Source organism: Nonomuraea sp. NPDC049141, assembly GCF_040648415.1.
Lineage (GTDB): Bacteria > Actinomycetota > Actinomycetes > Streptosporangiales > Streptosporangiaceae > Nonomuraea.
The window spans coordinates 515,857-537,884 of the sequence record NZ_JBEZDR010000007.1 but is presented as its reverse complement, the minus strand read 5'-3'; the positions used below and the strand labels follow the sequence as shown (position 1 = coordinate 537,884).

At 70.9% G+C, this 22,028-nt stretch carries 20 protein-coding genes; 11 read left to right on the top strand and 9 right to left on the bottom strand.

All coding sequences use genetic code 11. From position 1 onward, the window contains the following. Positions 1 to 149 precede the first annotated feature (149 nt). Both AB0B91_RS24115 and AB0B91_RS24110 read left to right on the top strand, forming a co-directional pair. Positions 150 to 929 (top strand): electron transfer flavoprotein subunit beta/FixA family protein, encoded by a 780-nt coding sequence (locus AB0B91_RS24115; protein WP_219531516.1) that lies wholly within the window; start codon positions 150 to 152, stop codon positions 927 to 929. A 21-nt stretch (positions 930 to 950) separates the two neighbouring features. Next, positions 951 to 1,904 (top strand): electron transfer flavoprotein subunit alpha/FixB family protein, encoded by a 954-nt coding sequence (locus AB0B91_RS24110; protein WP_358323419.1) that lies wholly within the window; start codon positions 951 to 953, stop codon positions 1,902 to 1,904. Positions 1,905 to 1,906: 2 nt separating this feature from the next. Here the strand turns inward: AB0B91_RS24110 and AB0B91_RS24105 are convergent, their stop codons facing one another. From AB0B91_RS24105 to AB0B91_RS24075, 7 genes are all read right to left on the bottom strand, one after another. After that, positions 1,907 to 3,331, bottom strand: a complete 1,425-nt coding sequence (locus AB0B91_RS24105; RefSeq protein ID WP_358323416.1) for a HAMP domain-containing sensor histidine kinase — start codon at positions 3,329 to 3,331, stop codon at positions 1,907 to 1,909. Next, on the bottom strand, positions 3,328 to 4,035 hold the full coding sequence (locus AB0B91_RS24100) for a response regulator transcription factor (protein ID WP_358323413.1): 708 nt from the start codon (positions 4,033 to 4,035) through the stop codon (positions 3,328 to 3,330). The genes AB0B91_RS24105 and AB0B91_RS24100 overlap by 4 nt, the downstream gene beginning before the upstream one ends. A 57-nt stretch (positions 4,036 to 4,092) precedes the next feature. Beyond that, positions 4,093 to 4,860: a hypothetical protein gene (locus tag AB0B91_RS24095; RefSeq protein ID WP_358323410.1), complete on the bottom strand. Its 768-nt coding sequence runs from the start codon at positions 4,858 to 4,860 to the stop codon at positions 4,093 to 4,095. Then, positions 4,857 to 5,756 carry an ABC transporter ATP-binding protein gene (locus AB0B91_RS24090; RefSeq protein WP_358323408.1) on the bottom strand — a complete coding sequence of 300 codons (900 nt, stop codon included), beginning with the start codon at positions 5,754 to 5,756 and terminating at the stop codon, positions 4,857 to 4,859. The genes AB0B91_RS24095 and AB0B91_RS24090 overlap by 4 nt, the downstream gene beginning before the upstream one ends. A 257-nt stretch (positions 5,757 to 6,013) precedes the next feature. Further along, positions 6,014 to 6,688, bottom strand: coding sequence for a rhomboid family intramembrane serine protease (locus AB0B91_RS24085; RefSeq protein WP_358323405.1), 675 nt, complete (start codon positions 6,686 to 6,688; stop codon positions 6,014 to 6,016). 77 nt (positions 6,689 to 6,765) lie between these two features. Next, on the bottom strand, positions 6,766 to 7,968 hold the full coding sequence (locus AB0B91_RS24080) for an MFS transporter (protein ID WP_358323402.1): 1,203 nt from the start codon (positions 7,966 to 7,968) through the stop codon (positions 6,766 to 6,768). 101 nt (positions 7,969 to 8,069) lie between these two features. Further along, positions 8,070 to 8,576, bottom strand: a complete 507-nt coding sequence (locus tag AB0B91_RS24075; protein ID WP_358323399.1) for a TetR/AcrR family transcriptional regulator — start codon at positions 8,574 to 8,576, stop codon at positions 8,070 to 8,072. Positions 8,577 to 8,629: 53 nt separating this feature from the next. Here AB0B91_RS24075 and AB0B91_RS24070 point away from each other — a divergent pair, with 53 nt between their 5' ends. Next, positions 8,630 to 9,793, top strand: coding sequence for a cysteine desulfurase family protein (locus AB0B91_RS24070; protein ID WP_358323396.1), 1,164 nt, complete (start codon positions 8,630 to 8,632; stop codon positions 9,791 to 9,793). A gap of 6 nt (positions 9,794 to 9,799) precedes the next feature. Here the strand turns inward: AB0B91_RS24070 and AB0B91_RS24065 are convergent, their stop codons facing one another. Continuing rightward, positions 9,800 to 10,852, bottom strand: a complete 1,053-nt coding sequence (locus AB0B91_RS24065; protein ID WP_358323393.1) for a DUF695 domain-containing protein — start codon at positions 10,850 to 10,852, stop codon at positions 9,800 to 9,802. 79 nt (positions 10,853 to 10,931) lie between these two features. On the opposite strand from AB0B91_RS24065, the gene mnmA reads away from it, so the two are divergent. Next, positions 10,932 to 12,008, top strand: coding sequence for a tRNA 2-thiouridine(34) synthase MnmA (mnmA, locus tag AB0B91_RS24060; protein ID WP_358323390.1), 1,077 nt, complete (start codon positions 10,932 to 10,934; stop codon positions 12,006 to 12,008). 4 nt (positions 12,009 to 12,012) lie between these two features. Here the strand turns inward: mnmA and AB0B91_RS24055 are convergent, their stop codons facing one another. Next, a complete protein-coding gene (locus AB0B91_RS24055; protein WP_358323387.1) occupies positions 12,013 to 12,645 on the bottom strand; it encodes an MBL fold metallo-hydrolase in 633 nt (210 codons plus the stop codon). A 24-nt stretch (positions 12,646 to 12,669) separates the two neighbouring features. On the opposite strand from AB0B91_RS24055, the gene AB0B91_RS24050 reads away from it, so the two are divergent. The 7 genes from AB0B91_RS24050 to gatB all read left to right on the top strand — a co-directional run bounded on the left by AB0B91_RS24050 (position 12,670) and on the right by gatB (position 22,009). Further along, entirely contained in the window at positions 12,670 to 13,662 is a 993-nt protein-coding gene (locus tag AB0B91_RS24050) for a methionine synthase (protein WP_358323384.1), read from the top strand. Positions 13,663 to 13,675: 13 nt separating this feature from the next. Then, positions 13,676 to 14,095 carry a hypothetical protein gene (locus tag AB0B91_RS24045; RefSeq protein ID WP_358323381.1) on the top strand — a complete coding sequence of 140 codons (420 nt, stop codon included), beginning with the start codon at positions 13,676 to 13,678 and terminating at the stop codon, positions 14,093 to 14,095. A gap of 95 nt (positions 14,096 to 14,190) precedes the next feature. After that, entirely contained in the window at positions 14,191 to 16,374 is a 2,184-nt protein-coding gene (ligA, locus tag AB0B91_RS24040) for an NAD-dependent DNA ligase LigA (protein WP_358323378.1), read from the top strand. A 149-nt stretch (positions 16,375 to 16,523) separates the two neighbouring features. Continuing rightward, a complete protein-coding gene (locus tag AB0B91_RS24035) occupies positions 16,524 to 18,596 on the top strand; it encodes an EAL domain-containing protein (RefSeq protein WP_358323376.1) in 2,073 nt (690 codons plus the stop codon). A gap of 105 nt (positions 18,597 to 18,701) precedes the next feature. Further along, entirely contained in the window at positions 18,702 to 19,001 is a 300-nt protein-coding gene (gene gatC, locus AB0B91_RS24030) for an Asp-tRNA(Asn)/Glu-tRNA(Gln) amidotransferase subunit GatC (protein WP_358323373.1), read from the top strand. Beyond that, complete coding sequence (gatA, locus tag AB0B91_RS24025) at positions 18,998 to 20,488, top strand: Asp-tRNA(Asn)/Glu-tRNA(Gln) amidotransferase subunit GatA (protein WP_358323370.1); 1,491 nt, start codon at positions 18,998 to 19,000, stop codon at positions 20,486 to 20,488. The genes gatC and gatA overlap by 4 nt, the downstream gene beginning before the upstream one ends. A 15-nt stretch (positions 20,489 to 20,503) precedes the next feature. Then, on the top strand, positions 20,504 to 22,009 hold the full coding sequence (gatB, locus tag AB0B91_RS24020; protein WP_358323367.1) for an Asp-tRNA(Asn)/Glu-tRNA(Gln) amidotransferase subunit GatB: 1,506 nt from the start codon (positions 20,504 to 20,506) through the stop codon (positions 22,007 to 22,009). Positions 22,010 to 22,028 lie beyond the last annotated feature (19 nt).

Below are 22,028 nucleotides of genomic sequence, written 5' to 3'. Positions count from 1 at the left end.
AGCTACTCATGGGTAACATGGCGGCAAGGCAGAGGGAGTCCACCCCCTGTCACCGCCCTCATAGGGCACCTGGCAGTCTGTCAGCATGCATCAGGCGCCAGTCGCACCGAGCGACGGCGTACGCGAACACGGGAGGTCGTCCACCGGCCATGAACATCGTCGTCTGCGTGAAGCAGGTCCCCGACACGGCGACCGAGCGCAAGCTCCGGTCCGATGACAAGACGCTCGACCGTGACGCCGTCGACGGCGTGGTGAACGAGCTTGACGAGTATGCGGTCGAGGAGGCCCTGAAGCTCAAGGAAGCCCACGGCGGTGAGGTGACCGTTCTCACCATGGGGCCGAGCCGGGCCACCGAGACCATCCGCAAGGCCCTGGCCATGGGCGCCGACAAGGCCGTCCACCTGACGGACGACGCGCTGCACGGCTCCGACGCCCTGTCGACCTCCTACGCGATGGCGCAGGTGCTCAAGAAGATCGGGTTCGACCTGGTCATCCTGGGCTCGGAGTCGACCGACGCGCGTACGGGCGTGCTGGCCGCGATGCTGGCCGAGCGCCTGGACGCGCCGCAGCTCACGCTGGCCAAGAAGGTCGAGGTCGAGGGCTCGCAGATCGTGATCGAGCGGATCACCGACTACGGGTTCGACAAGGTCGCGGCCGAGCTGCCCGCCGTCGTGTCCGTGGTGGAGAAGATCAACGACCCGCGCTACCCCTCCTTCAAGGGCATCATGGCGGCCAAGAAGAAGCCGGTCGAGACGCTGGCCATCGCCGACGCGGAGATCGCGGCCGACCAGGTCGGCCTGGGTGCGGCCTGGTCCGAGGTCGTCGACTTCGCCGCGGCCCCGCCGCGCGCGGCCGGCACGATCGTCAAGGACGAGGGCGACGGGGGCTCCAAGGCCGCCGACTTCCTCGCGTCCAAGAAGTTCATCTGAGCCCGGGAGAGAACAGCTGATATGTCGGAGATTCTCGTTCTCGTCGAGCACGTCGACGGAGAGGTCAAGAAGGTCACGCTCGAACTGCTGACTCTGGCCCGCTCGCTCGGCACGCCGGCCGCCGTCTGGGCCGGCCCCGGCATCACCGACGGCGCCAAGGCCAGGCTCGCCGAATACGGTGCTGACAAGATCTACGTCGCCGGTGCCGACGAGATCGTGGACTATGTCGTCGCGCCCAAGGCCGAGCTGCTCGCCCACCTGGTGGCGGACAAGTCGCCCGCCGCGGTGCTGGTGGCCGCCACGACCGAGGGCAAGGAGGTCGCCGGCCGCCTCGCGGTCAAGACCGGCTCGGGCGTCATCACCGACGCCGTGGGCCTGGGCGAGGGCTTCGTGGCCGACCAGTCCATCTTCGGCGGCGGCGTCAACGTCCGCTCGAAGGTGAGCAAGGGCACGCCGATCATCGCCGTCCGCCCGAACTCGACGGCCCCCGAGGCCGCCGCGGGGACGGGCACCGAGGAGCAGGTGTCGATCACGCTGACCGAGTCCGCCAGGGCCGCCCGCGTCCTCGACCGGGTGAAGCAGGAGAAGGGCGCGCGCCCCGAGCTGACCGAGGCCGCGATCGTGGTCTCCGGTGGCCGTGGTGTCGGCTCGGCCGAGAACTTCTCGGTCATCGAGGGCCTGGCCGACGCCCTGGGCGCGGCCGTGGGCGCCTCGCGCGCCGCCACGGACGCCGGCTGGTACCCGCACCAGTTCCAGGTGGGCCAGACGGGCAAGACGGTGTCGCCGCAGCTCTACATCGCGGCCGGCATCTCCGGTGCGATCCAGCACCGGGCCGGGATGCAGACCGCGAAGACCATCGTCGCGATCAACAAGGACCCGGAGGCGCCGATCTTCGAGCTCGCCGACTACGGCGTCGTGGGCGACCTGCACCAGGTCGTGCCACAGCTCACCGAAGAGGTCACCAAGCGCAAGTAGGTTCACGGGTCGATGGCGGGGAGCAGGACGTGGAAGGCCGCTCCCCGCCCCGGCGCGGAGCGGACCTCCACGCGACCCCCGTGGGCGGCGACGATGGAGCGCACGATGGCCAGGCCGAGTCCCGCTCCACCGGTGGACCTGGCCCTGGAGCCGTCGGCGCGGTAGAAGCGGTCGAAGACACGGGCCGACTCCTCGGCGCTGAGCCCCGGCCCCTCGTCCTCGATGACCAGCACCGCCTGTCTGCCCACGGTGCCGACGCCGATCCTGACCGGGGAGCCCGCGGGCGTGTGGGTGACGGCGTTGCCGACGAGGTTGCTCACCACCTGCCGTAGCCTGGCCTCGTCGCCCAGCACCGGAGCGCTCGCCGCGGGTCCGTCGCCGGGCCCGGTGAACGCGACCGGCCTGGACGGGTCCAGCGCGGCGAAGTCATGCCGCGCGTCGGCGGCCAGCGTACGCAGGTCCATGGGGGTCAGATCGAGCCTCTCGGGTTCATCGAGGTAGGCGAGCAGCAGCAGGTCGTCCACCAGCCGGGCCAGGCGCCCGGACTCGCTCTCGATGCGGGCCAGCGCCGCCTCGGCGTCCGTGCCGCCCATCCGGTACAGCTCCGAGAACCCCTTGATGCCGAACAGCGGCGTGCGCAGCTCGTGACTGACATCGGCGACGAACCCGCGCATGCGGGCCTCGGACTCCGCGCGGGCGGCGAACCCCTGCTCGATCTGGGCGAGCATGCCGTTCAGCGCGTGCGCGAGCCGCCCGATTTCCGTCCCCGGCATGGCCAGGTACGGCACCCGCCTGGTCAGGTCACCGCCGGCGATCGCCGCCGCGGTCTCCTCCACGCGCCGCAGCGGCGCGAGCCCCGCCCGGATCGCCACACTTCCGATGAGCGCCAGTACGGCCAGCAGCACCGATCCCGCGACGAGACAGGCGAACCGCACCCGGCCGATCGTCGCGTCCATGGCGTCGAGCGAGACCGCCACGACCACACTGGCGTGACCGGAGCTGTCCGGTTTCGCCTTGGGCAGCGCGACCGCCCGCCAATCCACGCCATCGGCACCACTCACGGTGAACGGCCGCTTCGCGTGGGCGGCGACGGCCGCGGAGTCCAGCCGAGGCAGCCGGGGGCCGGGTACGGTGCTCAGCTCCCGCAGGATCGTGCCGTCGGCGGACAGGTAGGCCGCGTAACCCTGCCCGAAGAGGTCGAGCTGCGCCGCGGGGTTGCCGGCCGACCCCTGTCGCAGCCGTTCGGCCAGCTCGGGCGGGATCACGGACAGGGCGGCGCCCATGGGCGCCAGCTTCTCGTCGATCCTGGTCAGAAGCTGGGATTCCAGCTGTTGCACGACCACGGAACTGATCACCACCAGCCCGGCGACCAGCAGCGCCACCGTGATGGCCAGCAGCCTGAGCCGCAGGGACAGGCGCCCGATCACTGTTTGGGCCTGCGCAGCACGTATCCGACGCCGTGGACGGTGTGGATCAGCTTCGTGTCCCCGGTGTCCACCTTGCGGCGCAGGTAGCTGACATAGGTGTCGACGATGCTGGAGTCCCCGGCGAAGTCGTAGCGCCAGACGTGTTCGAGGATCTGCGCCTTGGACAGCACCCGCCCGGCGTTGAGCACCAGGTGGAGCAGCAGCCTGAACTCCGTCGGTGACAGCCGTACGGCCTGGCCCGCCCTGGTCACCTGGTGGCCCTCGGGATCGACTTCGAGGTCGGCCACACGCAGCGTGCCGGCGCCGGGGGCCGCGCCGGTGCGCCGGAGTATGGCCCTGATGCGGGCCAGGAGCTCCTCCAGGTCGAACGGCTTGGTCACGTAGTCGTCGCCGCCCAGGCGCAACCCGTTGATCTTGTCGGCCGTGGCGTCGCGGGCCGTCAGGAACAGCACCGGCACCGGCCCCGGCCGGCCCTCGCCCCGGGGCAGCATCCTGAGCCGGCGGATGACCTCGAACCCATCGAGATCAGGCAGCATCACATCGAGCAGGACCAGATCGGGCGGGTCGAGTCCGGCCGACTCCAGCGCCTGCACGCCGCTCTCGGCCGAGCTCACGGTGAAGCCCGCGAAGCGCAGGGTGGCCGAGAGCAGCTCCCTGACGGTGGGTTCGTCGTCGACTACGAGCAGCCGTTCGCCGTCACGCAACTGACGCCCTCCCTGTCCTGACCGTTTTGAGCTTATGAGTCCGTACGAGCCGTGCGCTCAGAGATCGCGGGACTCGAACTTCACGAACGCGACGCCCAGCATCACCGCCGTGAACCCGATGAGGATCCCGAACCCGGCCCAGGGGGGAAGACCGGCGTCCGCCTGACCCGAGGCGGCCGAGAAGGCCGCCACGTTCGGCCAGTAGATGCCGAGGAGCTCGCGCAGCCAGCCGGGAGAGGACCCGGCGAAGATCGGGAGCAGCAGGAAGGCGGTGCTGACGTTCACCGCGGCGGCCGTGGCCCGCATCAGGAAGCCGAGCGCCAGGCCGAAGAGCGCCAGCAGCGTGAGCACGAGCGGGCCGAGCGTCAGGACGCGGACGACGGCGGCGTCGCCGAACCAGATGGCCGGCGCCCCGCGAGCGGAAAGCGTCGCCATGCAGGTCAGGACCATCAGCCACACGGCCGCCACGCTCACCGGCAGTGCGGCCAGCAGGGTCATCCCGGCCTTGGCGGTCAGCAGGCGCCGCCGGCCCACGGCCGCGGCGCTCGCCCGGATCGTGCGCGAGCCGTACTCGGACGAGGCCACCAGCGCGCCCAGCCCCGCGACCAGCAACTGCACGATGAACAGGCCCCGCGTGGCCGGGGACATCGGGTCGAAGTCCAGCCGGTCCTGTGCCGAGGCGGCGGCGTACTGGTTGGCGCTCGCGGTGCCGAACAGCCAGCCGAACATGGTCGAGATCGCGACGATCGCCGCGGAGAGGACCGTCGTCGAGCGGATGGTGGCGAACTTGGTCCATTCGGCGCGCAGCACGCCCGCGGCGGTCATCGGGCCGCTCCGTACTCGACGCTGTCACAGGTGAGCTCCATGAAGGCCTCCTCCAGGCTGGTGCGGCGCGGGGCGAGCTCGAACAGGGGCACGCCCTCGGTGGCGGCCAGCCGCCCGATGTCGGGCGCGGTCAGGCCGGTCACGATCAGCTCGCCGTCGAGGCCCGCCCGCACCCGGGCTCCGGCCAGCAGCAGCAGCCGGGTGAACATGACGCCCTCAGGTGTACGGACGAGCACTCCCTCGCCGGTGTCAGTGAAGGTCGCGGTCTCCGCGTCGGCGATGAGCCTGCCCTTGCCGATGACCACCAGCCGGTCGGCCGTCAGCGCCATCTCGCCCATCAGGTGGCTGGAGACCAGCACCGTGCGCCCTTCGGCGGCCAGCCCGCGCATCAGCGTGCGGATCCACAGGACGCCCTCGGGGTCCAGCCCGTTCACCGGCTCGTCGAACAGCAGCACCGGCGGGTCGCCGAGCAGGGCGGCGGCGATGCCGAGCCGCTGGCTCATGCCCAGGGAGAACACCCCCGCCCGCCGCCCGGCCGCGTCCGTGAGCCCGACCAGGTCGAGCACCTCGGCCACGCGCCGGTCGTGGATCCCGTTGGTCTGCGCCAGGTAGCGCAGGTGGTTGTAGGCGCTGCGGTGCGGGTGCACGGCCTGCGCCTCCAGCAGCGCCCCCACCTCCCGCAGTGGCTGGGGCAGGTCGCGGTAGGCCCGCCCGTTGACGGTGACCGAGCCCGAGGTGGGCCGGTCGAGGCCGATGATCATCCGCATCGTGGTGGATTTGCCCGCGCCGTTCGGGCCGAGGAAGCCGGTGACCAGGCCCGGTCGTACGGTGAAGGTGAGGTCGTCCACGGCGAGCACCTCGCCGTAGCGTTTCGTCAGTCCGTTGAGCTGGATCATGCGGCCAGCGTCGTACGCCGGGATGGAGGGCTTCTGAGGAGATCTGTGAGGTTTCTGTGAGCCCGAGCCCCCGAGCAGCGGATTGCCGCGAGGCCCGGCCGAGATCCACAGAGAACTTCCAGCTCACGCCCCGGCGAGCGCCTCCCGGATCCGCGTCGCCAGCTCCCGGGCCTGGCCAAGTGACCACGGGATCACCCCGTTCTCGGACATGAGCGCGTGAAACTGCTGCTCCCCGTAGGGGGTGCCGGGCCCGTTCTTTACGCGAGCGATGTAGGCCGTGAGGTCGAACGGGACTTTACGGTCAGAGCCCAGGCCGCGATCATGCCACCCAGCAGGGCCACGCCATGGAGGTCGGCGAGGGCGGCGAGCATGACGCCGACGGCCACGAGGACGACGGGGAAGATCCACAGGGGCAGCCGCTCCCGGTGGACCACCAGCTGGAACCCGGCCGCGGCGAGCGCCGCCGTCACCACCCAGCTCCAGGTGCCGTCGGACGGCGCGAGGGCGGACGCGCCCAGCATCACCGCGTAGAAGGCGCCCACGGAGCGCTCCAGCGATCCCTCGCAGGCGATGGCCAGGCCCGCCGCCAGGCCGCACAGGGCGATCGAGTTCCCGGCTCCCGGATCGTTGAACAGGTATCCGGCCGCCTGTCCGGCCACGGCGCCCGCGCCGTACAGGATGAGCCAGCGGGCTGGCCCGAGCGAGCGCTCGGCGAGGTAGCCGAGCACCGCCAGGAACACCAGGTTGAACAGCGTGCCCAACACGCCGCCGTCCTGAACGACGAGGGAGGTCACCAGCCGCCACCATTCCCCGGCGTCGATGGCCGCCGGGTCCCGCATGAGCGCGGGCTCCAGGCCGGGGAGGAAGAACTGGAGGACACTCGGCACGGCGGTCACGACGAGGACCGAGGCGGTGGCGATCGGTTTGACCATGGGCTCAGCCTCGCACTGACTGGCGGATCGGGGCAGTGCAGAATGTAAGCCACCCAACTAGGACAAATGTCACGGGGTCAGGCGTGGGCCGGCTCGGGCTCCCTGCTCGCGTCCTCGACGGCCGGCCAGACCGTGACCGACATGGGCTCCTGACGTGGCAGGAAGCGGGCGGCCACCGCGATCGCCACACCCAGCACGACGGCGATCCCGAGCGCGGCGCGCAGCGACGTGGCGTCCGTCAGGAAGCCGATCACCACGGGGCCGAGCAGCAGTCCCGCGTAGCCCATGGCACCGGCCTGGGCGATCGCCGGGCCGGGGTTGTCGGTGGCGGTCCCGGCCAGCGAGAGCGTCATCGGCGAGATCGTGGCCACGCCGAGGCCGACGAAGAACATCGTCACCACCGCCACCAGCGGCGCGGGCGCGACCAGGACGACGGCGAAGAACCCCGCGGTGGCCACGCCGGAGGCGGTCATGATGCCGCGCACCCCGAACCTGGACCCCAGCCGGTCGCCGGTGAGCCTGGCCACCAGCATGCCCACCTCGAAGACGGGGTAGCCGAGCGCGGCCAGCGCCTCCGGCGCGCCCAGGGTGTCACGCATGAACAACCCGTTCCAGTCGGCGACCGTGCCCTCCACCATGAACGCGAAGAACATGATGGCGCCGAGCAGGTAGACGACCGGGGGCAGGCGGCGTCCGGCCTTGGTGGCGGTCCGCGCGGCCGGGGCCTCGGGCAGGTAGGTGCGGCCCAGCAGGACCGTCACCGGCAGCGAGACCAGGCCGACCAGCGCCAGGTTGGCGGTGAACGACAGGCCCAGGGCGATCGACAGGCTGCCCAGGGCGCCCGCCGAGATCGCGCCCACGCACCAGCCGGCGTGCATGCCGTTCAGCAGCGGGCGCCCGTAGGCCCGCTCCACGGTGGAGCCCTGCGCGTTCATCGCGATGTCCACCATGCCGAACGCCATGCCGAAGAACACGGAGGCGGCCAGCAGCAGCGGGAAGTTCGGCGCGAAGGCCACGCCCACCAGGCCGAGCGCCGTGAGCGGGCCGCCGATCCGCAGGATCGTCTTGCTGCCCGCGCGGGCCATGATCCGGCGCATGGACTGCATGGTGATCAAGGCGCCCACGCCCCAGGCGAGCAGGAGCACGCCGACCGCCGACTCGGACAGGCCGAGCTTGTCGGTCAACGCCGGGATGCGCACGGTCATCGTGCCCACCAGCAGCCCGGCCAGAACAAAAGTAAGAACCGCCCCATAACGGGCGATCCTCAAGTCGCGGATCATAGGGATATACCTCGCAAATCACTCATTAGTTGGCACGCGACGCGGCCCGGAGCTCATGACGCGAGCCCGGGCGGCGAAGGAAGGTAAGGGGGTAAGGGGGGTTAGGGTTTGAGAAGGGCGCGACAGCGGGCCTCAAGGGCGCGCAGGTCGCCCTCGGCGTTGAGGTCGGGATCGTGGCTCGCCACGTCCCAGAGCCCCTCGCAGGCCAGCCGGACGATCTGGGACGCCACCCGGTCGGGCTCGTCGTCCAGTCCCTCGCTGTGCCAGCGGGCCATCGCCTCGCGTATCGGCGCGAGGAGGAACATGTTGCCCGAGGCCCCGGTGACCACGGCCCATCGTCGCAGCCGGTTGGAGCGCACGGCCTCCAGCGTCGCCGCCAGGTAGCGCTCGGTGTAGGTGGCGCCGGTCTGGGCGGCCATCAACTCGTCGAAATCGTCGATCAGCCGCTCGACCATGCCCTTGATCAGGGCTTCCTTGGAGGAGAAGTGGTAAAGGAGGCCACCCTTGCTCACGCCGGCCCGATCGGCCACCGCGGACAGGGTCAGCGCGGTCGAGCCCTGGTCGCAGAGGAGATCCTCTGCCGCATCCAAGAGCTCGTCCCTTCTCATGCCTCTACTGTACCGTCCGGACGGTACAGTGGCAAAGGGGATACGCTTTCCTGGTGAGCAGACCGTCGGCCTACCTTGATCACGCGGCGACCACGCCCATGCTTCCCGAGGCGATCGAGGCCATGACGGAGCAACTCGGCCTGGTCGGAAACGCGTCATCGCTGCACGCGACCGGCCGCCGAGTGCGCAGGGTGGTCGAGGAATCCCGCGAGACGATCGCCGACACGCTGGGCGCCAGACCGAGCGAGGTCGTGTTCACCTCGGGCGGCACCGAAGCCGACAACCTTGCCGTCAAGGGCCTCTACTGGGCGCGCCGGCCGCGGAAGCGACTGCTGATCAGCTCGGTCGAGCACCACGCGGCGCTCGACCCGGCCCATTGGCTGGCCGACAGCCAGGGCGCGCAGGTCGAGCTGCTGGAGGTCGACGAGCTCGGCCGGGTGCATCCCGACACGCTGCGCGCCGCCATCGCCCGCGACCCCGACGACGTCGCCATGATCAGCGTCATGTGGGCCAACAACGAGGTGGGCACGGTCCAGCCCGTGCGCATCCTGGCCGCCATCGCGCACGACAGCGGCATCCCGTTCCACACCGACGCCGTGCAGGCGGTCGGGCAGCTGCCGGTGTCGTTCGCCGACTCGGGCGCCGACGCGCTGACGGTGACCGGGCACAAGGTCGGCGGCCCGCTGGGCGTCGGCGCGCTGCTGCTGGCCCGAGGGCAGACGCCGGTCTCGGTCATGCACGGCGGCGGCCAGGAGCGCGACGTGCGCTCCGGCACGCTCGACGGGCCCGCCATCGCCGGCTTCGCCGCCGCGATCCGCGTCGCGGTCAAGGAGCAGCAGGAGCTGAGCCGCCGCCTGACCGAGCTGCGGGACGACCTCATCCAGCGCGTACGCCAGGCGGTCCCCGACGTGGTGCTCAACGGCGACCCGGTGGACCGCCTGCCGGGAAACGCCCACTTCTCCTTCCCCGGCTGCGAGGGCGACGCCCTGCTCATGCTGCTCGACGCCAAGGGCGTGGAGTGTTCGACCGGGTCGGCCTGCTCGGCCGGGGTGGCCCAGCCCTCCCACGTGCTGCTGGCGATGGGCGCCGACGCGGCGGCGGCCAGGGGGTCGCTCAGGTTCTCGCTCGGCCACACCTCGACCCAGGACGACGTCGACCGCCTGATCGAGGTGCTGCCCGCGGCGGTCGAACGCGCCTGCCGCGCCGGACTCAGCTAGCGGCGGCTAGTTGATGAAGGCCACCACCGCGGTCCACGCGGGGTCGGTCGCCACGTCGACCCGCGGTTCGCCTTCCTCCCAGCTCACGATCAGCTCCTTGGCGTGGATCGCCGCGTCGCCGGTCGGGTCGGCGTAGATGTGGATGACCCGGTGGCTCTCGGCGCTCAGGTGCGCGGCCAGCACCGCGTCGTCGTGGAGCTTGAGCAGCCGGGCCGCCAGCCGCTCCTCGAAGTCGCGCAGCGCCGCCAGCGACTCGCCGACGGGCAGCCCGTTCTCGTCGCGATGCGCGTACGGCAGCGTGATCGCGATGTGCTGGTCGAAGAGCGGATAGTCGACCGGCCGCAGCGGATAGCGGGCGGTGGCGATCAGTGGCGCGCCCGCCGCCGTCTGGCCCTCCAGCAGCGCCCACTGCTCCTCTTCGTAGCCGGAGGCCAGGTCGGCCACCACGGCGGGCAGATGCACGGCGGCGACCGAGTCGATCGGCTGGAACGTGGCCGGGGTGATCTCGCCCACCCAGCGCGCCACGTCGTCCTCGCCGAGCAGCCAGTCGAGGGCCAGCAGCGTGGCCTCCAGCCGGGTGTCCTCGTCGAGCTGGCCGAAGATCGGGTGATAGGCGGCCACGTCCACGCGCGGTGAGTTGGGCGGCACCCGCAGCCCCAGCATCAGCTTGTCCAGCGCGAACTCGAAACCGCCCACGTCGAGCGTGAGCTCCAGCGCCTGGGGGTTGACCTGGCGTGACGGATGGAACTCCCACAGCAGGTCGGCGGGCGGCGCGCCCTTGACCCAGCGGTGCGCCAGTGAGCGCAGCTCGGGGTCGCCGGCGGCGGTCACGACCAGCGCGTGCGCCGCGTTCCGGCCGGGAGCCACCTCCCAGACCAGGTCGGGATGCACCGCGGCCACGGCCGGGGCGATCCATTCCGACAGCCCCTCGGCCTCACCGGCGGCCACCAGCGAGTCGAGCCGCGGCCTGGTCTCCTCCCACCACGCCCAGAACGGCGCGATGCCGTCGCTCGGCTCGGTGGGCTCTTCTTCGTCGTCCTTGCGCCCGAACAGTCGCATGGCCTGAATCCTCCCAGACGCGGGCCCCGCTTGTGCAGATGGCCGGGCACCCTTGGCGGGACAGTACGCTGGGATGGTCATGGGATTGCGTGTGCTTGCCGCCATGTCGGGCGGCGTCGACTCCGCCGTGGCCGCCGCCCGGATCGCCGAGGCCGGTCACGACGTTACTGGCGTGCATCTGGCCCTGTCGGCCAACCCCCAGTCCCACCGCACGGGGGCCAGGGGCTGCTGCACGGTCGAGGACTCCCGCGACGCGCGGCGCGCCGCCGACGTGATCGGCATCCCGTTCTACATCTGGGACATGGCCGAGCGCTTCCAGCGCGACGTGGTCGAGGACTTCGTGGCCGAGTACGCCGCGGGCCGCACGCCCAATCCGTGCCTGCGGTGCAACGAGAAGATCAAGTTCTCGGCGGTGCTCGACCGGGCGCTGGCGCTGGGCTTCGACGCGGTCGCCACCGGCCACCACGCCAGGCTGGTGGGCGGCGTGCTGTCGAGGAGCGCCGACCAGGGCAAGGACCAGTCCTACGTGCTGGGCGTGCTCACCCGTGAGCAGCTCGGCCACGCGATCTTCCCGCTGGGCGACTCGACCAAGGCCGAGGTACGCGAGGAGGCCGCCAGGCGGGGCCTGACGGTCGCCGACAAGCCCGACAGCCACGACATCTGCTTCATCGCCGACGGCGACACCCGGGGCTTCCTGGCCAAGCGGCTCGGCGCGGCCGAAGGGCCGATCGTCGACCAGGAGGGTGAGGTCGTCGGCAACCACCACGGTGCCCATGGCTTCACGATCGGCCAGCGCAAGGGGCTGCACATCGACCGGCCCGCCGCCGACGGCAGGCCGCGCTACGTGCTGTCGATCGAGCCCGTGTCCAACACGGTCACGGTGGGGCCGCGGTCGGCGCTGGAGGTCACCTCGATCACCTGCGGCCGGCCGGTCTGGAACGGCCCGGCGGAGCCTGTCGCGCTGGGCGCGCTGGGCGAGCTGAAGGTGCAGTTGCGGGCCCACGGCGAGGTCTACGGGTGCCGTTTCGAGGAGACCGGCGAGGGGCTGCGGATCACCCTCGACCGCCCCGCCACGGGGGTCGCGGCGGGGCAGGCGGCGGTGCTGTACTCAGGCGAGACCGTCATCGGCTCGGCCACCATCGCCGCAGCCGGCTGACACTTCAGGACAGCTCGACCGACTCGCCGACCTTGAGTCGTCGCATGTCGGCGTGCTGCTTGTCGGACTCCAGCTTCAGGTAGTTGTCGACCAGGCTGAGGCCGATGTCGTTGAGCAGCCCGTCATGGGTGGAGTACGCCCTGGCCGGCCGGACCGCGCGCAGGTAGTCGACCATCTCCAGCAGCTTCATCCAGGGAGCGTTCGTGGGCACCAGGAGGGTGGGCACCTCGACCCCCGGCAGGGTCAGCGCGTCACCCGGGTAGAAGACCTCATCGTCGACCATGAAGCCGACATTCTGCACAATCGGCACGTCAGGGTGGTTCTTCGCATGCCACTCACCGAACGCCTTCACCGCGAAACCCGCCGCCGTGAAGTCGTCGCCATGCCGTACGACCTGTACTTTCGCCGGCACCTCCGTCAACTGGGCGGCGACCACCTCGCAGGTCCAGATCTCCAGGTCGGGAGAGGCGGCCTTGAGCCGCTCGACGTCGACGTGGTCCATGTGCTCGTGGGTGATGAGCACCGCGCCGGCACCGTCGAGCACGGGGCCCTCGGTGAAGGTGCCGGGGTCGACGACGAGGACGTTGCCGTCCTTCTCCAGGCGTACGCACGCGTGGCCGTGCTTGGTCAGCTTCATGTTTCCAGAGCCTACGCTGGTGCCATGTCGACGTTGGAAGCCACCGGGGTTGGGTCGCATCCGGGTGAGGATCATTTCGAGGCGCTTCGGATGGTGTTCGGGGAATTGCCGAGCCTGCCGTACCTACCTGAGTTGCCGGCCCGTGGCGTAGGCGCCGACCTGGTGGGGCGGACGGCTGGGCTGCTCGTCGACCTGGCGGTGGAGGTGCAGCCGTCGGGATGGCGGCTGGCCGACCGGCCGGGACGCGACCACCAGCGGGCCGTCGACCATCTCAGACGCGATCTCGACGGTCTGGAGGAGGTCGGGCACGACTACGCGGGGCCGCTCAAGCTGCAGGTCTGCGGGCCGTGGACGCTGGCGGGCACCATCGAGCTCAAGTACGGCGACAAGATGCTCTCCGACGCCGGAGCCGTACGCGACCTGATCGCCTCGCTCGCCCAGGGCGTCGAGGACCACGTCGCGGAGGTGCGGCGGCGCCTGCCCGGGGTCACCGAGATCGTCCTGCAACTCGACGAGCCGGGCCTGCCCGGCGTGCTCGCGGGCACCGTGCCGACCGCCTCGGGCTTCGGGCGGCTGGCCCCCGTGGAGGGCTGGCGGGTGGCGGAGTCGCTGCGCCTGTTCGGCGACCCGGTCGTGCACTGCTGCGCGCCCTCGGTGCCCCTCCGCCTCCTCCGTACGGCCGGTGTCCGCGGCGTCTCGCTGGACGCCTCCCTGCTCAGCCGCCGGGACGACGACGCGCTCGGGGAGGCTCTGGAGGCGGGGCTGCTGCTGTTCCTCGGGGTGGTGCCGGGCACCGACACCCGGCTGGCCGATGCCGGTGTCGTCGCCAGGCCCGCGCTGGACCTGTGGCGGCGGCTCGGCTTCCCGCCCGACAAGCTGGCCGGGCAGGTCGTGCTGACCCCGGCCTGCGGGCTCGCCGGAGCCTCGCCCGGCTATGCGCGGGCCGCCCTCGCCGCCTGCCGCAAGGCCGCTCAGGTGCTGCGCGACGATCCGGCAAGCGGGTTGCAATCCGGCTGAGTAGCCTCACTTTATGATCTTTCGTACTGTGGCGGTCGGCGTCACGCTCCTGATCTCCTCCGCGTCCCTTGCCGCGCCGGCCGCGGCCGCTGCCAACCCTGAGACATGGAACTGGGGCTCCATCTACTCGACCGACCGGGCGGGCAAGGCCAAGGGCAAGGTCGTCCTCGACCGGCCGGGGTTCACGATCAACGGCAAGCTCTACGACTTCCCCGGCCGGAGCGGGTGCTCGTGGCTGAAGTTCCGGTGGGTCAAGGACGACGGCGGCAGGGGCGCCAAGACCTTCCACAACTGCTCGGGGACCAAGCCGCTGGCGTTCTCCTTCCCCACCGGCTACATGCTCTCCATCGAAGGCCGGGTCTGCCGCGGCACGGCCACGAAGGTCACCGGCAAGTGCTCGTCCTGGGACGGGGTCTGGTCCCAGGGCGGCTGACCCCGTTCACGCCGCGACCGGGCACCGCGGAAGGTGCCCGTTGCCGGTACTCGGCGATAGCGTTTGCTCAGGGTGTTGGACGGAAGGAGACCCTGGTGAGCGAGCCAAGCGTCGAGGGCGTGCCTGTGGCCGCGCGTGAGCGGCACGCCGAGGTGAGCGAGCTGGTGGAGGAAGCCCGCTATCGCTACTACGTGCTCGACCGGCCCACGGTCAGCGACGGTCAGTTCGACGAGTGGTTCAACGAGCTGCTCGCGCTGGAGGCGGCGCATCCGGGCCTGGTGACGCCCGACTCGCCGACGCAGAAGGTGGGCGCGCCGGTCGCCGGTGACTTCGCCAAGGTCGATCACCTGGCGCCGATGGAGAGCCTCGACAACGCCTTCGACCCGGCCGGGATGGCCGCGTGGCAGGCGCGGGCCGAGCGGCTGGCCGAGGGCGATCCCGGGCCCTACCTCTGCGAGCTCAAGATCGATGGGCTGGCGATCGCGCTCGTCTACCGCGACGGCCGGCTGGAGCGCGGCGCGACCAGGGGCGACGGCCGGACGGGCGACGACGTGACGCCCAATGTCCGCACCATCGAGGGCGTGCCCCACCGGCTGAAGGGCACCGACATCCCCAGCCTGATCGAGGTCCGGGGCGAGGTCTACATGCCGGTCGAGGAGTTCGGCCGGCTCAACGAGCAGCTCGTCGAGCAGGGGATCGCGCCCTTCGCCAACCCGCGCAACGCGTCGGCCGGCTCGCTGCGCCAGAAGGATCCGCGGATCTCCGCCCAGCGCCCGCTGCGCATGATCGTGCACGGTGTCGGCGTGTGGGAGGGCGCGGCCGAGCCCAAGGCGCAGTCCGAGGTCTACGAGCGGCTGCGGGAGTTCGGCCTGCCGGTCAGCGACCTCTACCGGGTGGTCGGCGACCTCGCCGAGATCGACGCCTTCATCGAGCACTACCGCGTGCACCGCCACGACCCGCCCTACGAGATCGACGGCGTGGTGGTCAAGGTCGACGACTTCCGCACCCAGCGTGAGCTCGGCTCCACCTCGCGGGCGCCGCGCTGGGCGATCGCCTTCAAATACCCGCCGGAAGAGGTCAACACCAAGCTGCTCGACATCCAGGTGGGCGTCGGCCGCACCGGCCGCGTCACGCCGTTCGCCGTGATGGAGCCGATCAGCGTGGCCGGTTCCACGGTCGAGCGCGCCACGCTGCACAACGCCGCGGTGGTGGCCGCCAAGGGCGTGCTCATCGGCGACACCGTCGTGCTGCGCAAGGCGGGCGACGTCATCCCCGAGATCCTCAGCCCGGTCACCGACCTGCGTGACGGGTCCGAGCGCCCGTTCGTCATGCCCACCCACTGCCCCGAGTGCGGCACGGAGCTGGCCTACGAGCAGGAGGGCGACGCCGACCTGCGCTGCCCCAACGCCCGCGGCTGTCCCGCGCAGATCCGCGAGCGGCTGTTCTTCGCGGCCCGGCGCACCGCGTTCGACATCGACGGGCTCGGCTACGTCGCGGCGACCGCGCTCACCCAGCCGCTGCCGCCGCAGGAGCCGGTCGTGCGTACCGAGGCCGATCTGTTCGACCTGACGCTGGACAGGTTGATCCCGATCAGGTCAGTGGTCCGCGACAAGGACAGCGGCCTGCCCAAGATCGATCCGAAGACGGGCGAGGAGAAGGTCGTCTCGTTCTTCTCCAACATCAACGGCGAGGCCAGCCAGAACGCTCACAAGCTCATCGAGGAGCTCGAGCGGGCGAAGCAGGCGCCGCTGGCCAACGTGCTGGTCGCGCTGTCCATCCGCCACGTCGGGCCGCCCACGGCCCGCGACCTGGCGGTCGCCCTGCGCTCGATCGACGCCGTCATGGCCGCCTCGGAGGAGGAGCTCGCCGCGATCAAGGGCATCGGGTCGCGGGTGGCGGCCACCATCCGCGCCTGGTTCGAGGTCGACTGGCATCGCGAGATCATCACCCGCTGGCGGGCCGCGGGCGTCCGCATGGAGGACGAGCCCGCTCCCGAGAAGGGGCCGCAGACGCTGGAGGGGCTGACCTTCGTGGTGACGGGCACGCTGCCGGGCTTCACCCGCGACTCCGCCGCCGAGGCGCTCAGCGATCGGGGCGGCAAGGTCGCGAGCTCGGTGTCGAAGAAGACCTCGTTCCTGGTGGCGGGGGACAACGCCGGGTCCAAGTACGACAAGGCCGTCAGCCTGGGCGTGCCGATCCTCGACGGGGCGGGCTTCGAGGTGCTCCTGACCGAGGGACCGGACGCGGCGGCGCAGGCGGCTGTCACTCCGGAGCCATAGGCCATCTACAGATTGTCGCGGGTAGCATACGAAGAGTGGTTTTGGGGTATATGTCCGAAGGATAAGTGACGGAACGTACGCGGTTGGTTTCGCGAAGTGGGGTAAAGGTCGTACCCTCCCATAGTGACCTAATGGGGGTTCTGTTACTGATGGCTGACCCAACCGACACCCGCGACACAGGGCCACGCGTCGGGACGCCTCTGTGGGCGTTCCTCGCCGGCATCACCGTGATCGGCTTCACCGCGCTGGCCGTGGCCATGCTCCGGCTCGACCCGGCCGGTCTGGCGGAGCTCGCCCGCACACCCTTGTTCTGGGTGCTGACCATCCTCGCCGTGCTGGGCGAGCTCAGGCCCGTCATGGTGTCCTCGGCGACCGCCGTCGGCGGCACGTACCCCTCCACCATGTTCACCTTCGCCGTGCTCCTGCACTTCGGCCTGCCCGTGGCGGTGCTGATGCAGGCGGTGGCCGTGACGATGAACGGCATCGTCACCCGCAAGGCGTGGCACCGGGTGATGTTCAACATCGCCCAGTCGACGCTCGCGCTGACCGCCGCCGGCGTGGTGCTCGGCCTGTTCGGCATCGTGCCGCGCCCGGCCGCGCCGTGGGTTCCCACGGGCTCCGACATGCTGGCGATCACGCTGGCCGGCATCGCCTACTTCGCCGTCAGGGCCGCGCTGGTGAGCGGCGCGGTGGCGCTGCACGAGCGCCGGTCGATCACCCGCGTGCTGAGGGCCAGCCTCGGCCCGCAGAGCCTCGTCTACGCCGCGCTGCTCGGCCTGGCGCCCCTGGTCGTCGTGGTGATGACCCACGCGCCCTCCCTCGTGCCGCTGTTCGTGGCACCCCTGGCGGCGGTCTACTTCACCGCCACGCTGTCCATGCGCCGCGACCACCAGGCGATGCACGACGAGCTGACCGCCCTGCCCAACCGCAAGATGCTGATCGTGAGCACCGAGGAGGCGCTCGCCGAGGCCCGCCAGGACGAGCGGGTCGGCCTGTTCCTGATCGACCTCGACCGGTTCAAGGAGGTCAACGACACGATGGGCCACCCGGTTGGTGACCGGCTGCTGCAGATGGTCGCCCACCGGCTCACCCATTCCGTACGGCCCGGCGACGTCGTGGCCCGGCTGGGCGGTGACGAGTTCGCCGTCCTGCTGCCCTCTATCAGGGACGCCCACGCGGCCCGCGAGGTGGCGGCCAGGCTGCGGGCGGCGCTCAGAGAGCCGGTACGGCTGGAAGGCATGTCGTTCGACCTCGACGGATCCGTCGGCATCGCGCTCTATCCCGACCACGCCCCCGACTTCGAGCTGCTGCTCCAGCGCGCCGACGTGGCCATGTACCTTGCCAAGGAGGGGCGTACCGGTGTGGAGCTCTACCAGCCGGACAAGGACCGCAACTCGCCCGAACGCCTCAACCTCCTCGGCGACCTGCGGCGCGCCGTCGACAACCGCGACCTCAGGCTGCACTACCAGCCCAAGGTCGGCCTGGGCACCGGCGCCGTGCATGGCATGGAGGCCCTGCTGCGCTGGCGCCACCCGGTGCACGGCCAGATCCCGCCGTCGGAGTTCATCCCGCTGGCCGAGCAGTCCTACCTCATGCGCCAGCTCACCGAATACGTCATCGAGGCCGCGCTGGAGCAGGCCGCCCGCTGGTGGCACAGCGGCCTGCGGGTGCAGGTCTCGGTCAACATCTCCGCCCGCGACCTGCTCGACTCGGCGCTGCCCGACCAGCTGGAGGCGGGGCTGGCCAAGCTCCGGCTGCCGCCCTCGGCGATCCAGCTGGAGGTCACCGAGCGCATCCTGATGGGCGACCAGGCTTACACGCACGAGACGATCAAGGCGCTGGCCGTGCTCGGCGTGCCGCTGTCCCTCGACGACTTCGGCACCGGCTACTCCTCGCTGATCAGGCTGCAGCGGCTGGCGGTGTCCGAGGTGAAGATCGACGCGTCGTTCGTCAAGCGCATCGCCGAGTCCGACGACGACTACCGGATCGTGCGCTCCATCGTCGACCTGGTCCGCTCCCTCGGCCTGCACTCGGTCGCCGAGGGCGTGGAGTCGGACGACGTGGCGATCCGGCTCACCGAGATGGGCTGCGAGATGGGCCAGGGCTGGCTGTTCAACGAGCCCATGCCGCCCGCCGAGGCCACGGTCTGGCTGCGCGAACACTTCGAGAGCTCGCCCGGGATCGAGTACGGCTACCGCTCCGAGGTCACTCAGACCGCTTGAGCCGACGCTTCCACTGTGGCGAGGATTAACGGTTCGGTCTCGCTCCGTCAAGGCCCCTAGGATGACAGTGTCCCAACTCCATCCACGAAACGGGTTAAACGACTCATGTCCGCCATAACCCGCGACGAGGTCGCACACCTGGCCCGGTTGTCCAGGCTGGCCCTCACCGATGACGAACTCGCCCACTACGCCACCCAACTCGATGCCATCATCGAGTCGGTCGCGAAGGTGGCCGAGGTCGCCGCCGAGGACGTTCCGCCTTCGTCGCACGCGCTTCCGCTGACCAATGTCTTCCGCGCCGACGAGGTGCGACAGTCCCTGACGCCCGAGCAAGCGCTGTCCGGCGCGCCGGCCGTCGAGGACAACCGCTTCCGGGTCCCGCGCATCCTGGGGGAGGAGGCATGAGCCTGATCCACAAGACCGCCGCCGAGCTGGGCGCGCTGATCGCCGGTGGCGAGGTGACCGCCGTCGAGGTGGCCGAGGCGCATCTTGACCGCATGGCCGAGGTCGAGCCCAAGATCAACGCGTTTCTGCACATCGACCGCGAGACCACCGTCGAGCAGGCGAGGGCCGTCGACGCCCGGCTGGGCGCCGGTGAGCGGCTCGGCCCGCTGGCCGGGGTGCCGATCGCGCACAAGGACATCTTCGCGACCGCCGACATGCCGACGACGGCCGCGTCCAAGATCCTCGAAGGCTGGCGCCCGCCGTACGACGCGACCGTCACGAGCCGCCTGCGCGCGGCCGGGCTGGTCATCCTCGGCAAGACGAACCTCGACGAGTTCGCGATGGGCTCCTCCACCGAGAACTCCGCCTACGGCCCGACGCACAACCCGTGGGACCTGACCAGGATCCCCGGCGGGTCGTCCGGTGGCTCCAGCGCCGCCGTCGCCGCGTACGAGGCGCCGCTGTCCACCGGCACCGACACCGGTGGCTCGATCCGGCAGCCAGCCGCGGTGACCGGCATCGTGGGCATGAAGCCGACCTATGGCGGTTCGTCGCGTTACGGCCTGATCGCGTTCGCCAGCTCGCTCGACACGCCCGGCCCGTTCGCCCGCAACGTGCTCGACGCGGCGCTGCTGCACGAGGCGTTCTCCGGGCACGACCCGATGGACTCCACCTCGGTCGACGCGCCCGTGCCTTCCGTGGTCGAGGCCGCTCGCAACGCCGACATCTCCGGCCTGCGCGTCGGCGTGGTCAAGGAGTTCGGTGGCGAGGGCTACCAGGCCGGCGTGCTGGCCCGCTTCCACGAGGCCGTCGAGCTGCTCGAATCGCTCGGCGCCAAGGTCGTCGAGGTCTCCTGCCCGTCGTTCCTGACCGCGCTGCCCGCCTACTACCTGATCGCGCCGTCGGAGTGCTCCTCCAACCTGGCGCGCTTCGACGCCATGCGCTACGGCCTGCGCGTCGGCGACGACGGCACCCGCAGCGCCGAGGAGGTCATGGCGATGACCAGGGCCGCCGGGTTCGGCCCCGAGGTCAAGCGGCGCATCATGCTCGGCACCTACGCGCTGTCGAGCGGCTACTACGACGCCTACTACGGTCAGGCGCAGAAGGTGCGCACGGTCATCTCGCGCGAGTTCGAGGCCGCCTTCCACCAGGTGGACGTGCTGGTCTCGCCGACGACGCCGACGACGGCGTTCCCGATCGGTGAGCGCGCGGACGACCCGATCGCCATGTACCTCGCCGACCTGTGCACGATCCCGTCCAACCTGTCGGGCAACGCGGCCATCTCGGTCCCGTGCGGCCTGGCCGACGAGGACGGGCTCCCGGTCGGCCTGCAGATCATGGCCCCGGTGCTGGGCGACGACCGCTGCTACCGCGTCGGCGCCGCCGTCGAGCAGGCCCTCGAAAGCCGCTGGGGCGGCAGCCTGCTGTCCAAGGCTCCGGCTCTCTGAACTAAGGACTCCACCATGACTGTCGATACGCACATGCCGTACGACGAGGCGCTCGCCCGGTTCGAGCCGGTGCTCGGGCTGGAGACGCACGTCGAACTCGGCACCGCGTCGAAGATGTTCTGTGGGTGCAAGACGACCTTCGGCGCCCCGCCCAACACGCAGGTCTGCCCGACCTGCCTGGCCTTTCCCGGCTCGCTGCCGACGGCCAACGCCGTCGCGATCGAGTCGACGATCCGCATCGGCCTGGCGCTGAACTGCTCGATCGCCGAGTGGTGCCGCTTTGCCCGGAAGAACTACTTCTATCCGGACATGCCGAAGAACTACCAGATCTCCCAGTACGACGAGCCGCTCTGCTTCGACGGCTACCTCGATGTCGAGGTCGACGGCCGGACCGTGCGGGTCGAGATCGAGCGGGTGCACCTGGAGGAGGACACCGGCAAGTCCACCCACGTGGGCGGCGCGACCGGCCGCATCCAGGGCGCCGACTACTCGATCGTCGACTACAACCGGGCCGGCATCCCGCTGGTGGAGATCGTCACCAAGCCGATCGAGGGCACCGAGAGCCTGGCGCCCGACGTGGCCAAGGCGTACGTGACCGAGCTGCGCGAGACCATGCGCTCGCTGGGCGTCTCCGACGTGCGCATGGAAGAGGGCTCGCTGCGCTGCGACGTCAACGTCTCGCTCATGCCGCGTGGCGCCTCCGAGTGGGGCACCCGTACCGAGACCAAGAACGTCAACTCGCTGCGCAGCGTCGAGCGCGCCGTGCGCAGCGAGATCGAGCGGCAGGCGGCGATCCTCGCCGACGGCGGCCGGATCATCCAGGAGACCAGGCACTTCCACGAGGACACCGGCGTCACCACGCCCGGCAGGTCCAAGGAGGAGGCGCAGGACTACCGCTACTTCCCCGAGCCCGACCTGGTGCCGATCGCGCCCGACCCGGCCTGGGTGGCCACGCTCAAGGAAGCGCTGCCCGAGCTGCCGTCGGTCAGGCGCAAGCGGCTGCAGGCCGAGTGGGGGGTGTCCGACCTCGACATGCAGGCCATGCACAACGCCGACGCGTTCGACCTGGTCGAGGCGACGGTCGCGGCGGGCGCGCCGGCCGCCGACGCGCGCAAGTGGTGGATGGGCGAGCTGGCGCGGCGGGCCAACGAGTCCGGGGTGGCCCTGGCCGCCCTGCCCATCACGCCCGCGCAGATCGCCCGGGTCACCGAGCTGGTGGCCTCCGGTGCGCTCAACGACAAGCTGGCCCGCGAGGTGCTCGAAGGCGTGCTGGCCGGGGAGGGTTCGCCGGACGAGGTCGTCGAGCGGCGCGGGCTGAAGATCGTCAACGACGAGGGCGAGCTGTCGGCGATCGTCGACCAGGTCATCGCCGGCAACGCCGACGCGGCCGACAAGGTCCGCTCCGGGAAGATCGCCGCGGCCGGTGCGCTGGTGGGCGGCGTGATGAAGGCCAGCCGCGGCAAGGCCGACGCCGCCCGGGCCCGCGAGCTGATCCTGGAGAAGCTGGGCGTCTCCGAGTAAGCCCGTCGAGGGGTAATGC

Bases quoted from the DNA above. Each gene is read 5' to 3' on its own strand.
- AB0B91_RS24115 (WP_219531516.1), top strand. From the start codon at position 150: ATGAACATCGTCGTCTGCGTGAAGCAGGTCCCCGACACGGCGACCGAG.
- AB0B91_RS24110 (WP_358323419.1), top strand. From the start codon at position 951: ATGTCGGAGATTCTCGTTCTCGTCGAGCACGTCGACGGAGAGGTCAAG.
- AB0B91_RS24095 (WP_358323410.1), bottom strand. From the start codon at position 4,860: ATGACCGCCGCGGGCGTGCTGCGCGCCGAATGGACCAAGTTCGCCACC.
- AB0B91_RS24090 (WP_358323408.1), bottom strand. From the start codon at position 5,756: ATGATCCAGCTCAACGGACTGACGAAACGCTACGGCGAGGTGCTCGCC.
- AB0B91_RS24085 (WP_358323405.1), bottom strand. From the start codon at position 6,688: ATGGTCAAACCGATCGCCACCGCCTCGGTCCTCGTCGTGACCGCCGTG.
- AB0B91_RS24080 (WP_358323402.1), bottom strand. From the start codon at position 7,968: ATGATCCGCGACTTGAGGATCGCCCGTTATGGGGCGGTTCTTACTTTT.
- AB0B91_RS24075 (WP_358323399.1), bottom strand. From the start codon at position 8,576: ATGAGAAGGGACGAGCTCTTGGATGCGGCAGAGGATCTCCTCTGCGAC.
- AB0B91_RS24065 (WP_358323393.1), bottom strand. From the start codon at position 10,852: ATGCGACTGTTCGGGCGCAAGGACGACGAAGAAGAGCCCACCGAGCCG.
- mnmA (WP_358323390.1), top strand. From the start codon at position 10,932: ATGGGATTGCGTGTGCTTGCCGCCATGTCGGGCGGCGTCGACTCCGCC.
- AB0B91_RS24055 (WP_358323387.1), bottom strand. From the start codon at position 12,645: ATGAAGCTGACCAAGCACGGCCACGCGTGCGTACGCCTGGAGAAGGAC.
- AB0B91_RS24050 (WP_358323384.1), top strand. From the start codon at position 12,670: ATGTCGACGTTGGAAGCCACCGGGGTTGGGTCGCATCCGGGTGAGGAT.
- AB0B91_RS24045 (WP_358323381.1), top strand. From the start codon at position 13,676: ATGATCTTTCGTACTGTGGCGGTCGGCGTCACGCTCCTGATCTCCTCC.
- AB0B91_RS24035 (WP_358323376.1), top strand. From the start codon at position 16,524: ATGGCTGACCCAACCGACACCCGCGACACAGGGCCACGCGTCGGGACG.
- gatC (WP_358323373.1), top strand. From the start codon at position 18,702: ATGTCCGCCATAACCCGCGACGAGGTCGCACACCTGGCCCGGTTGTCC.
- gatA (WP_358323370.1), top strand. From the start codon at position 18,998: ATGAGCCTGATCCACAAGACCGCCGCCGAGCTGGGCGCGCTGATCGCC.
- gatB (WP_358323367.1), top strand. From the start codon at position 20,504: ATGACTGTCGATACGCACATGCCGTACGACGAGGCGCTCGCCCGGTTC.